Below are 12,933 nucleotides of genomic sequence, written 5' to 3'. Positions count from 1 at the left end.
TTATCATCAATTACATCAATAATACTCTTATTAATGGAACACTAATCTTTTATTGAATGTTCACCTTTTTATTGAGTGTATCTTAAATTGCTGTACAATCGGGTGTTAGATAAATAACAACGGAATTTGGCAATGAAAAGAGAACAAACAATAAAGAATCTCTACCAGCTCGCTGAACAGACCCAACAAGTCCAAGCTGACCGTATTGAGATAGTGTTAGAAGAAAGAAGTGATGAGCATTTCCCTCCAATGTCTAAAGCATTGATGGAAACTCGTTCTGGGCTCACTCGAAGAAAACTCGATGATGCCATTAGTAAACTTGAGGCCGCTGGGCACCAATTTACCAAAAACAACGCAAATCACTACTCTATTTCGTTGCAAGAAGCACACATGCTAATGGATGCTGCGGGTGTCGCCAAATTTCATCAACGCAAGAAAAATGGCGATAATAAGCCTTGGATTATTAACGTTCAAAACCAGAAGGGTGGAACGGGTAAGTCAATGACGGCGGTTCATCTTGCTGCCTGTTTAGCTCTTAATTTAGATAAACGTTACCGTATTTGCTTAATAGATTTGGATCCTCAAGGTTCACTGCGTTTGTTCTTGAACCCTCAAATCAGTATCTCAGAGCATGAAAATATCTATTCTGCGGTCGATATTATGCTAGATAACGTACCTGACGGTGTCGAGGTAAATAAAGAGTTTTTGCATAAAAATGTCATGATGCCAACGCAGTATCCGAACTTAAAAACAGTATCAGCGTTCCCAGAAGATGCGATGTTCAATGCCGAAGCCTGGCAGCATCTTTCTAAGAATCAATCACTTGATATTGTAAAACTGCTGAAAGAAAAACTGATTGATAAGATAGCTGATGATTTTGATGTCATTATGATTGATACCGGCCCGCACGTTGATCCTTTAGTTTGGAATGCAATGTATGCCTCGAATGCACTGCTCATCCCATGTGCGGCCAAACGGTTAGATTGGGCGTCTACGGTTAATTTCTTCCAACATTTGCCGACCGTATATGAAATGTTTCCTGATGACTGGAAGGGGCTCGAATTTGTGCGTTTAATGCCAACCATGTTTGAAGATGATAATAAGAAGCAAGTGTCGGTATTGACTGAAATGAATTATTTGCTAGGTGACCAAGTGACCATGGCGACCATACCTAGAAGCCGAGCATTTGAAACGTGTGCTGACACATACAGTACGGTTTTCGATCTTACTGCTGGGGACTTTGAAGGTGGTAAGAAAACATTAGCAACCGCCCAAGATGCAGTCCAAAAAGGGGCGCTAGAGCTAGAACGTGTCCTTCACAGCAATTGGTCTTCACTAAATCAGGGGTAATGAAAAATGGCAATAAAAACGTCTGACTTAAACGCAAAACTCTTTGGTAAAGCGAATAAACGCAGAGCAACCACACCGTTAGAAGCGCAAACGGCGGCCAAAGAGCAAGCTCAAATTATTGAACTTGCGGTTGCGGGTGAACAATTGGTCTCTTTTGAGCTCGTCCGAATTCCAGCCAATGAGCTAGAACAACGCACGACTGTATTTGCCGAGAATGCTCGTGAGCAGTCTTTTCTTAACGAACATGCATTATCAGATGTATTGACAACGTTAAAAGAGAGAGGTCAACAGTACCCTGCGGTCGGTCGAAAAGGCAAAGATGGTAAGATCGAAGTTTTAGACGGTAGCCGCCGTCGTATGTCGTGTATTTTGGCAAACAAAGAGTTTTTGATCTATGTTGCTGAAGACATTAATGCAGAGCATGCGAAGTTTCTATCTGATGTCGCCAATGCTCATAAGCCCTTGTCATTATATGAAAAAGGCAAAGAAATGCTGGCCAAACTGGATAGTGGTGAAGCAGAAGATCAAAAAGCCCTTGCACGTATGTTTCAGTGCAGTGAAGCCTTGGTCAGTGGTGCATTAAAAGCCGCTTCGCTACCTCTAGCGCTTTTGCAAGCGTACCCAAATGTCAGTGACCTAGGCCGCCCAACGATCGTAAAACTTCATAAGCAATACCATGAATTGTCTGAAGAACATCGCTCAACACTATTAGATAAGTGTCAGTCGAGTGATGGATATGTGTGGCAGCGTAGCCAAGTTCAAGGCGTGGCTCGGTTAACGAAAGAAGTGTCGGAAACGATAGAAAATTGGATTGATGAATTGTCCCCGCCAAAGAAAAGTGGGAACAGTAAAATTGATCTCATCAAAGGTCGCGCGACTTATAGTCGAAAAGGCGCGAACCTAGCATTGAACCTAAAAAAGGTCGATGATGAGACAATGAGGGACATTTTATCGTTCATTGAAACAAAGCTGGGTTAACTCGGCTCATTCTACAAGGCCGCGATTTCGCGGCTTTTTTTATGGTGTATGATAAGATTATCCCACCTAAATCAGCCTGAACGCATACTTATGTCTACACCCATCTCGTTTCTCTCCAAGCTATCTTCTATTGCGATTCAAAATCATATTCGTTTTGGTGTTGTACTGCGTGGACAAAAACATTGGCAAGAGCAGACTGTTCAGCAGTTTATGGATGTCATTTACCCGCGAACTATCTACCAGTTAGGGGGTGAACCTTTTTCATCTAGCGATACACTTTCATCCAGTCGTCATGTGCCATTTAAGCAAGGCAAGCGCCTCCTTGGTCAAGAATGCCAACTTTTAATTTGTGACTTTTCACAAGGTTTTGACGCGAACAGTTTCAGTGCTGCTATTGGAACCTTGGTTGGCGGCGGTATTCTAGTTATCATTCCCAGCGATAGAAATAACGAGTGTTTAGCCCAATTAAGCTTTGATGCTCAATGGCTAGAAAAAGGGCTGTATCAGTTACTGAATATTGAGCAAAACAGCACACTACCAAGGCTCCCTGATGTTGCAGACATTCCGATAAATTCAGTCTATCACGAGCAAGAATACGCGATAAAAAAAATAGTCAGAGTGGTAGAAGGCCACCGAAAACGTCCATTGATGTTAACAGCCGACAGAGGAAGAGGAAAAACCGCGGCGCTCGGGCTCGCCTCTGCTCAGTTAATGATGTCGAAGTCGTTAGATATCATTGTTACTGCCCCGACGTTAACGATGGTTTCTCCCTTGTTTCACCATGCTGCTTTATCGTTGTCATTGCCGGTTACACGAATTGGCGAACTTGATTACAGTTCGGATCGTCATTCATCATCGATTCGCTTTGTCGCTCCGGATGATCTTATTCAATCAAAACATCAATGCGATCTACTGATCGTAGATGAAGCCGCGGCTATTCCGGTACCCATGCTAAAAACCTTAGTACAGCGTTATCACCGTTTGGTATTGTCTAGCACCATTCATGGCTATGAAGGTTCAGGACGAGGGTTTAGCTTAAAGTTCATACCTTGGTTGAAAAATGAAAGGCCCGGTAGTTCGGAATTGCATTTAAAACAGCCTATTCGTTGGCAGCAGCACGACCCGTTAGAGCTTTGGCACAATACCGCCTTTTTATTGGATGCAGATTGTCTAGATATTGATGATATAGATATCGATCGTATTGGTGCCTTGGTGGCCGAACAGCCCAACCTTGAAGCGCTGTCGCTGGTAAAAGTGGAAAAAAGTCAGCTGATTGGCGATCCCGCTTTGTTACGCCGATGCTTTGGTTTATTGGTGAACGCTCATTATCAAACATCACCGAATGATCTCTTTCATCTTTTAGGAGACAACCTCACCTGTCTTTATGTGCTGATGCTAAAGGATGAGTGCCTTGGTTGTATGGTAACGGTTGAGGAAGGAGGCCTGAGCAGAGAGATGGTCGAGCTTATCCAGCAGGGAAAGCGTAGACCGCCAGGCCAACTGGTCTCTGTATCCATCGTGAATCAGTTAGGCATTGCCAAAGCGGCTTTAGATAAAAGCTTACGCATCATGAGAATTGCTGTACATCCCGCTTACCAAGGAATCAACATAGGATCTCTGATGTTGAAACAGCTTCAGCAACGGAATAAGAGTTCATTTTTGTCCACCAGTTTTGGTGCAACGTCAGAATTAATTCGGTTTTGGAGGAACAATCATTTCTCTGTAGTAAGAGTCGGAAGCCAACGAGATAAAGCCAGTGGCTGTTATTCTGTGACCATGATAAATGGTGATAATGTGGATTGGTTAGATAGGGCAGAGCAGATGTTTGCTGGTAGTTTGGAATATCGAGTGTCCGATAGTTTGACTGATATGGAATTCTCGGTTCTACGAGCGATATACCAACATGTCCCGTCTTCTCATCGTGACCTGTCACAGGAAGAGATGAATCTACTCCAGTTTTATGTTCAAGGCGGTGCAAGCTTTGACAGTATAGCGTTTATTTTACGTCGCTTAATCGCTTCTATATTGAGCCAAGAAAATGGCTTTAGTCTCAGTGTTCAACTGAGTGAATCTACCGCTTTCAAATCATCTTCTGCTTTCAAAGCATCATCGACTTGCTTAGTGACCGATCTACTTATTGCTAAAGTTCTTCAACAAAAAAGTTGGTTGGAATGTTCTGCTGTTATTTCCGCGTCAGGGCGAAAACAAAGCGAGTCACAATTGAAGCAAGATATAGAGAGTTTACTCTGTAATTTACAGTGTAAACTCTCTACCAAAAATACATACCCGTAGTATTTACACTGTAAACTGGTCAAAACATCATTTAATTTAACCTCTTTGTTCAACAAATCCTACTAATAATAAAGTATTAGTAGGATTTTTTTGTTTAAAAGCGGTGGGTTTTTAAGTGGTTAATAATTAAAGAAAAAAAGGTATTCTGCAAAGAACACCGCATTTTCATTCATTCACAATCAAGTATCGACATTTGCGTATTAGTCAATTCTTCCTACACTCAAAATTAACGTCAATAGAGAAAAAAACAGCACCAGTAAGCACTAATAAGAAATAAACATAGGAAAAGATAATGGACTGTTTATTAGGTGAATCGCTAGAGATCTCCACCGTAATGGATGCAAAAATTCAATATGCGGAATGGCTTAAACAATCATCCTTGCTGCGCGTAAATGCGTCGCAAGTTTCTAAGGTTGATACTGCTGGAGTTCAATTACTGGCTTCCCTTTTTGTAAGTGCGAAACAATTGAATGTGGCAATTGAGCTTAGTGAAAGCTCGGCTGTGTTGACCGAGGCGTTCGTTACCCTTGGTTTAACGAGCGTTTTCAATGATGAAACGGATGGTTAAAGGTGAGTAATATGACAAAGATTTTAGCAGTAGATGATTCGATATCTATTCGTCAAATGGTAAGCCATACATTGAAAGATGCAGGGTATGAAGTTGAAACAGCCAATGATGGCAGCGATGCGTTAAAAAAAGCTCAACTGACAAAATTTGATGTGGTTATCTCGGATGTCAACATGCCGATCATGGGTGGATTTGATTTGGTAAGAGCAATACGCGGTAAGCCTCAATATAAGTTCATCCCCATTCTTATGTTAACAACAGAAACCAGTATTGAAAAAAAACAGGAAGGTAAGTCCGCAGGAGCAACGGGGTGGTTAGTCAAACCGTTCAATCCTGAAACATTGCTCAAAACATTAAAACGTGTGATCTAGCGAACTATTAAAACAAAAAATAATGTCAACTCGCAGGGATTAGTTATGGCTTTAGACATGGACCAGCTTCGCAAAATGTTTTACGAGGAATGTCGTGAAAATTTAGAAGTGCTGGAAAACGAGTTACTGAATATTGAAGTATCAAGTGTTGAAAAGGAAACGATCAACACCATATTTCGAGCTGCTCACTCAATCAAGGGTGGAGCGGCTACCTTCAATCTATTTGATATTAGCGAGTTCACCCACGCTATTGAAGCCTACCTTGACCTTGTTCGCAACGATGAAAAAGAACTGACCAAAAATAGCATCGATGTTCTGCTCAAAGGCGGAGACTGCATTAAAAATATGCTAGAAGGGCATGAAAGTGATGAAGTCGTTGATGAAGCACTGAAGGCCTCGGTTAATCAATTGCTTGAACAGTTGCTTAATAATACTGATGAAGACTCACGACTGAACCAAGAGCCTAATGCTGCCCAATGCTCAGAAGAAGGTGATTCGCCCGAACAAGCTGTCCCTGAAACTGACAATAGTCAAGAGATCCCAACGTTGTGGGCGATTCAATTTACCCCCCATCGAGAAATGTTTTTTAGTGGCAATGACCCCCTGCGCATTCTTCGAGAGCTTTTGGAATTTGATCAGCAAGCAACGGTAGAAGCTTGTATTAATGAGCTTCCTGAAATAGCAGAAATAGAAGAGGAGTTGTCATATCTCTATTGGAAAATAGCGATCGACGGCTCTGTGGCGCTCGATGAAATACAAGAAGTGTTTGAATGGGTGGAAGATGAATGTGATCTCGCCATTGAGCCGATTTTTGATTCTGCGATAACTGACGATTCTTCATTGATAAAAACAGAACAAGACGACACTTCAACAGATTTACCCGTTCACTCGCCAGAACCGTTGCAAAAATCCCTTCAGACAGGGCTTGATGAGTCAACGTCAGACAGTCAATCTGCAACTTCTAAGCCTACAGAGAAAGGCAAAAGCTCAGCGGCCAGTAAAGCCACTAAATCGGATTCAAGTGTGAGTTCCATACGCGTCGATATCGACAAAGTGGATGGACTCATTAATTTGGTTGGAGAATTGGTTATTACACAATCGATGCTCAATGAGATCGGTAACGACTTCTCAATGGACAAACTAGACAAACTGAAAGAAGGCCTCGATCAACTGCTGCAAAACAGCCGAGATTTGCAAGAAAATGTCCTCAATATTCGTATGTTACCGATGAGTTTTGCCTTCAGCCGCTTTCCTAGACTGGTTCGAGATTTGTGTGGGCGACTGGAAAAGCAGGTCGATCTTCAAATCAGTGGAGAAAATACCGAACTTGATAAAACGGTGCTAGAGCGGATAGTTGACCCGTTAGTTCACTTAGTGAGAAATGGGATTGACCATGGTATCGAGGTTCCGGAAATTCGTGTCGCGAATGGCAAACCTGAAGAAGGTGTTATCTCGCTTAATGCATACCACCAAGGCGGCGCGATTGTTATAGAGATTAAAGATGACGGTGCTGGGATCGACTGTGATGCACTTTGGAAAAAAGCCATTGAAAAAGGCGTATTGGATGCGGACTCTCGCCGAGAGGAAATGACCGATAAACAAGTACTGAATCTGATTTTTGCTCCAGGATTCTCTACCGCGGATGAAGTCTCTGATATCTCAGGTCGCGGTGTAGGTATGGACGTTGTAAAGAGGAATATTGAAGAGCTTGGTGGCCACATCGAGGTGAAATCAAAACTGGGCTTTGGATGCCACTTTACCATCAATCTACCGCTGACTTTAGCCATTCTGGATGGACAGTTAGTCAAAGTAGGTAGCGAAGTTTATGTCATCCCATTGTTGACCATCATTGAATCCATTCAAATCAGTACTGACTGCATTAAACACGCGTCTGGCGGAATAGAACTGTATCGCTTAAGAGATGAAAATATCCCTATTTTGCGTTTGCAAGATGAACTTGAAATGGGAGAAAGCGGTGTGCTCAATGAGCGTATTCTCTGTTTTGTTGAAGCCGCAGGAAGCCGAGTGGGACTAGTGCTTGATGAACTGCTCGATCAGCAGCAAGTGGTTATCAAAAGCCTCGAATCCAATTACACCAAAGTACCCGGTATCTCAGGGGCAACGATTCTTGGTGATGGTTCCGTTTCTTTGATACTGGACATTCAAGGATTGATTACAAGCTATCTCACCAAGTCAGCAAATTCTGGCAACAAAGGAATAGCGGCCTAGGAGGCGATATGACGACAGAACTGCATGCTTCATCTTCAGACTTGGATTCTGGCTCTATCGGTATCCAAACCGGTCACTATGACGATAACAATGAAAGTGCTGACTTTCTTAGTTTTCGTTTGTCTACAGAGCTTTATGGCGTCGCGATTGAAGACGTAGAAGAGATTCGAGTTTGGGAGAGGCCCACAGCGATTCCAAGATCGCCAGAATTCGTTAAAGGTGTGATCAATCTAAGAGGCATGATCGTGCCTGTTATTGATTTGAGGGCTCGATTCTCTTTGGGAGATTGTCAGTACATTCCGACCACGGTGGTTCTTGTTCTAAGAAGCCGAAATGACGACGTTGATCGTTTGATGGGATTGGTTGTCGATGCGGTGAGTGACGTGGTTAGTCAAGGGGACAACGCGCTGAGCCCTGCTCTCGGTGAGTCTAAAGTCACGCCCTATTTGCAGGGTGTTCTCAATGTCGGCGATGAAATTATGTCTCTTCTTGATACCGAAGAGTTACTCAATATCGAACTGATTATAAAGGCAGAGTAGCAATGGCGAGACAAGAATTCTTAAGTTTTGTACTAGAGAACGAAGAATATGGCGTGCCTATTTTAGATGTGCGCGAAGTGAGGGGATGGAACCCGGTTCGTAAGGTCCCCAACTCTCCACCGCACCTGCATGGTGTTTTAGACATCCGCGGGGAATATGTCCCGATCGTTGATCTGCGGCTGCGGTTTAATTTAGAACCTGCGGAAATATGCGCAACAACCGTGGTTATTGTTCTTAATGATAGTAACAAGAATCCGCTAGGGGTGATTGTCGACGCTGTATCAGAAGTCTATGACCTGAAAGAGGATCAGATAAAACCTGCGCCACAGGTGTCTGTAACCGTGGACCAATCGTATATAGAAGGGATAGTTTCCGTAGCGAGTGGTCACTTAATACTTCTAAATTTAGAGGCTCTATTCGATATAGAAGAGCTAAATAACACGTCAGTTGAAGAAGAGACTGCTTAAGGGGTAACACATGGCTTTTTGGAACAAGAAAAAGGATGCAAGTGCTCAATTTGTAGCACACGCTAACGACAGTCTAATGGACGATATGGAATCAGAAAACGATAGCGGGGTCTCAAAATCACAGTTGTTGGCGGCATTAAACGGTGCTCAAACTGCGCTAATGATGATCGATAGAGACTTCAATATTACCTATGTAAATCAGCAGTCGTTGAATTTATTTAAAAAACATGAAGTACTATTCCAATCACAATGGCCCGGATTCTCTGCCGATGAAAAAGCATTGATTGGTTACTGCATCGACGGTTTTCATGCCAATCCTTCGCATCAACGTCAGCTTCTTTCAACACCTGAGAATCTGCCATATTCAACCGTCATTGATGTGCAAGGTGTTAAGATTGAGCTCAATGTCGGTGCCATTGTTGATAGTCAAGGGGACTATGTTGGGAATACGCTAGAATGGAAAGACGTCACCGCAAAACTAGCACGAGAACATGATATCGCCCGCTTGCAAACGGCTGTAGGCCAGGCACAGACAGCCATGCTAATGATTGATAGAGATCTTCTCATTACGTATGCCAACGATGCGACTATTAACCTCTTTTCGTCGATAGAAAGTGAAATGAGAAAAGTGTGGCCGGGTTTTACGGCCTCCAAAGAGTGGTTGATGAATCGCTGTATCGATGAGTTTCATGCAAACCCATCCCATCAACGTCAATTGCTGTCAAACCCCGCCAACCTTCCTCACAAAGCGGACATACAAGTCGCAGATGTAAAAATTGAGCTCAATGTGGCAGCCATTACGGACGCCAATGGGGAATACATTGGCAATACCCTTGAATGGGCAAACGTAACGGAAGAGAGAGCCAAAGAGCAGCAAATTGGGCGTCTAGCGTCTGCCGTAGAAGGCATGACCACCAATTTGATGATGGCCGATAAAGAAGGCGTTATTCGTGATGTTAACCCTGCGTTGATGGCGTTATTGAGATCGCGAGAAGTGGAGTTAACAGAAGCGCTACCGAATTTTGATATCAATAACTTAGTGGGTGCCAATATTGATGTTTTCCATAAAAACCCAGCCCACCAGCGCCATATTATCAGTAATCCTGATGCGCTTCCGTTCACGTCCAATATCGCGGTTGGAGGTTTAGAGTTCACCTTAACCTGCATTGCGATGCGAGATACGCAGGGGAATTATATTGGGCCAGCATTGCAGTGGGAAGATATCACTGAGTTGCAAGATGGGCAGCGTCAGGTAGAGGCGTTGATTAAAAAAGCCATTGTTGGGGATCTCAACGACCGAATAGATACCAGCGTTTATAGTGGCTTTATGAAAGAGCTTGGGGATGGGGTGAATAGCCTGCTTGATACCCTGGTGACGCCACTAGGAGAGTGCATTCAAGTGATGAGTGGTGTGGCCGATGGAAACCTCAATTCGAGTATGTCCAATGACTTTGATGGCGAGTTTGGCCGATTGGCGAATGCAGTAAATACCTCCATTGTGAATCTAAGAAATATGACTGAAAAAATCACTACTTCATCGGCCAGAGTCGCGACTGCCTCTTCTGAAATTGCGGAAGGTAATGATGATTTGAGCCAACGAGTCGAGTCTCAGGCGGCAAATCTAGAGGAAACCGCGGCGAGTATGGAGCAAATGACGGCAACGGTGAGACAAAATGCGGATAACGCTAAAGGGGCAAATGAGTTGGCTGACGATGCGGCGAGAAAAGCAAGCAAAGGAGGCGATGTTGTTGGGCAAGCGGTCACGGCAATGTCTGGCATCAACAATGCGAGCAAGAAAATTGCCGATATTATTGGGGTGATAGATGAAATCGCCTTTCAAACCAATTTACTGGCACTTAATGCGGCGGTAGAGGCTGCCAGAGCCGGTGAGCAAGGGCGAGGCTTCGCTGTTGTTGCTGGTGAAGTCCGAAATTTAGCGCAGCGAAGTGCGGCCGCGGCAAAAGAGATTAAAGGCTTAATCAACGACAGTGTTGAAAAGGTGGATGAAGGCTCTCGATTGGTCGACGAATCTGGTGAGACTCTAAAAGAAATCGTCGATGCGGTTGCCAAGGTGACGGAGTTAATTGCACAGATAGCAGCATCAAGCATTGAACAGTCGACAGGCATCGATGAAATCAATCGTGCGGTCGCCACCATGGATGAAATGACGCAGCAGAACGCCTCGTTGGTTGAAGAAACCTCAGCCGCAAGCCAATCATTAAAAGACGAAGGCAAAGTACTACTGAACCTGATGAACTTCTTCACAACGGACAGTAACGTTGAAACCTTAGAATCTAAAAAACCGGCAGTCAATACACCGCCTTCTTCTCAGAGTAATGTTAGCGAACTGCGCTCAAACAAAGCGGTGAACTCCAATTTTAGCATGAATGAGGATAGCGACGAATGGGAAGAGTTTTAACTCACGCTGAGGATGTAGCTGCCATGGATGAGGAGTTTGAGCTAACAGATCAAGACTTTAAGTATGTGCAGTGGTACATGCATAAAAGTGTTGGTATCTATCTGTCTGACCGTAAACGCACCATGGTATACGGGCGGTTGAGTCGACAGATGCGGGCGAAAGGCGTCCGGAAATTCTCGCAGTATCGAGAAATAATTGAAGGCTCAGAGACCGAGCGGGTTAACTTCATTAATGCGTTAACCACCAACAAAACGGAATTTTTTCGAGAGTATCACCACTTTGAGTTTGTGGAAGGCCCAGCTCTTGAGCAGTGGAAACACCAAGGAAACAGAAGCATTAACATTTGGTCTGCGGGTTGCTCATCTGGGCAAGAGCCCTACAGTTTTATTTCGTCGCTGTTCGTTTCGGGGGCGTTTGATGCGGTAGAGACGGTGAATGTGTTTGCGTCGGATCTCGATACCTCGGTTCTTGACCATGCTAAGGCTGGAATTTATGGCCAAGAAGTGATCGAGAGTATTCCCGAGCGCTACCTTAAACCCTGTTTTGTCAAAGGAAAAAGTGAGCATAAAGGTAAGATAAAAATCAAGAAAGGACTTCAACAGCATGTGAAATTCAATCAGTTAAACCTGTTTGATGAATGGCCTAAGATGCCACCTTTTGACCTTATATCGTGCCGCAATGTGATGATCTATTTTGATAAGCCAACGCAAGAAAATTTGTTGAAAAGGTTTCATCAAGCGTTAAAGCCTAATGGGATCTTATTTATTGGGCACTCGGAGAGTATTGGCGCTTGCAGTGATCTTTTCCACCATTTAGGTCATACGATTTACGTTAAGAAATGATCCAGACTGAATAAAAAAGGCGACGAATGATGACATTTGAAGTTCAAAAAAGACGCAGCGAAAATGCGCATTTTAGTCGCTTTTATCACCCTAAGCACAAACACCATGTGGTTAAGGTCATGCCTGGAGGCCTGTATTGCACAAAAAGTGATGAAGTTATTTGCACGGGCCTGGGTTCCTGTATTGCCGCCTGTATTTGGGATACAGAGGGACACTTTGGCGGCATGAATCACTTTTTATTGCCCTTTGATAACAGTGACCAATTAAGGCATTGGCAGGCCAGTGAAGTGGTTTCTACCGCGTCTCGTTACGGTAGCCATGCGATGGAGATGTTAATTAATCAACTCATCTCTATGGGGGCACAGCGAGAGAACCTGCGACTGAAGCTGTTTGGTGGCGCACAAATGTTAGGGCGTTATTCCATGATAGGTGAAAAAAACATCGAATTTATTAAACGCTATGTGGAGCAAGAACAACTTGTGGTTGAAGCTCATGATCTTGGTGGTATGGAACCCAGAAAAGTCATCTTTGACCCACTCACGGGTAAAGCCTGGCTAAAGCGCATTCCATTTACCGAAGTGCATCAACTTCAACATCAAGAAGAAAAATACGCCACTGAACTGGGCAAAGAAAGCCATAAGAATCACGATGACGATGTGGAGCTATTTTAATGAATAAAATTAAAGTGTTAGTCGTAGATGATTCCGCTGTATTTCGCGCATTACTGACGCAGTTGATCAACTCTGATCCAGAGCTAGAAGTGGTCGCGGCGGCTGAAGATCCCTATGAAGCGAGGCAGATGATCAAACAATACAACCCTGATGTGTTAACCCTTGATATTGAAATGCCAAAAATGAATGGGGTTCAGTTTTTACGTA

Annotated in this window: 12 protein-coding genes; all 12 read left to right on the top strand. The window is 43.6% G+C overall.

Annotation, left to right across the window (positions count from 1 at the left end; translation table 11 throughout):
• The first annotated feature begins 132 nt into the window (after nt 1-132).
• Nucleotides 133-1,350 (top strand): ParA family protein, encoded by a 1,218-nt coding sequence (locus tag ACP45E_RS05670; RefSeq protein ID WP_017036504.1) that lies wholly within the window; start codon nt 133-135, stop codon nt 1,348-1,350.
• 6 nt (nt 1,351-1,356) lie between these two features.
• The gene (locus ACP45E_RS05665) at nt 1,357-2,328 is read left to right on the top strand and encodes a ParB/RepB/Spo0J family partition protein (RefSeq protein WP_017036505.1); all 972 of its coding nucleotides are present in this window, start codon (nt 1,357-1,359) and stop codon (nt 2,326-2,328) included.
• Nucleotides 2,329-2,418: 90 nt separating this feature from the next.
• The gene (locus ACP45E_RS05660; protein WP_017037516.1) at nt 2,419-4,620 is read left to right on the top strand and encodes a GNAT family N-acetyltransferase; all 2,202 of its coding nucleotides are present in this window, start codon (nt 2,419-2,421) and stop codon (nt 4,618-4,620) included.
• A gap of 292 nt (nt 4,621-4,912) precedes the next feature.
• Entirely contained in the window at nt 4,913-5,188 is a 276-nt protein-coding gene (locus ACP45E_RS05655) for an STAS domain-containing protein (RefSeq protein WP_017036507.1), read from the top strand.
• A gap of 11 nt (nt 5,189-5,199) precedes the next feature.
• On the top strand, nt 5,200-5,559 hold the full coding sequence (locus ACP45E_RS05650) for a response regulator (protein WP_017036508.1): 360 nt from the start codon (nt 5,200-5,202) through the stop codon (nt 5,557-5,559).
• Between the two features lie 45 nt (nt 5,560-5,604).
• Nucleotides 5,605-7,788, top strand: a complete 2,184-nt coding sequence (locus tag ACP45E_RS05645) for a chemotaxis protein CheA (protein ID WP_069584786.1) — start codon at nt 5,605-5,607, stop codon at nt 7,786-7,788.
• 8 nt (nt 7,789-7,796) lie between these two features.
• Nucleotides 7,797-8,327, top strand: coding sequence for a chemotaxis protein CheW (locus ACP45E_RS05640; protein WP_017036510.1), 531 nt, complete (start codon nt 7,797-7,799; stop codon nt 8,325-8,327).
• A gap of 2 nt (nt 8,328-8,329) precedes the next feature.
• Nucleotides 8,330-8,794 carry a chemotaxis protein CheW gene (locus ACP45E_RS05635; protein WP_017036511.1) on the top strand — a complete coding sequence of 155 codons (465 nt, stop codon included), beginning with the start codon at nt 8,330-8,332 and terminating at the stop codon, nt 8,792-8,794.
• A gap of 10 nt (nt 8,795-8,804) precedes the next feature.
• Nucleotides 8,805-11,213, top strand: coding sequence for an aerotaxis transducer Aer2 (gene aer2 / locus ACP45E_RS05630; RefSeq protein ID WP_017037518.1), 2,409 nt, complete (start codon nt 8,805-8,807; stop codon nt 11,211-11,213).
• On the top strand, nt 11,198-12,055 hold the full coding sequence (locus tag ACP45E_RS05625; protein ID WP_017036513.1) for a CheR family methyltransferase: 858 nt from the start codon (nt 11,198-11,200) through the stop codon (nt 12,053-12,055). The genes aer2 and ACP45E_RS05625 overlap by 16 nt, the downstream gene beginning before the upstream one ends.
• 29 nt (nt 12,056-12,084) lie before the next feature.
• On the top strand, nt 12,085-12,726 hold the full coding sequence (locus tag ACP45E_RS05620) for a hypothetical protein (RefSeq protein WP_017036514.1): 642 nt from the start codon (nt 12,085-12,087) through the stop codon (nt 12,724-12,726).
• The coding region (locus ACP45E_RS05615) for a response regulator (protein ID WP_141707240.1) at nt 12,726-12,933 on the top strand (208 nt) is incomplete at its 3' end. The genes ACP45E_RS05620 and ACP45E_RS05615, both read left to right, overlap by 1 nt.

Source organism: Vibrio genomosp. F10 str. 9ZD137, from assembly GCF_049974785.1.
GTDB lineage: Bacteria > Pseudomonadota > Gammaproteobacteria > Enterobacterales > Vibrionaceae > Vibrio.
The sequence above is the reverse complement of the archived record's forward strand: the minus strand, read 5'-3'. Positions and strand labels throughout refer to the sequence as shown.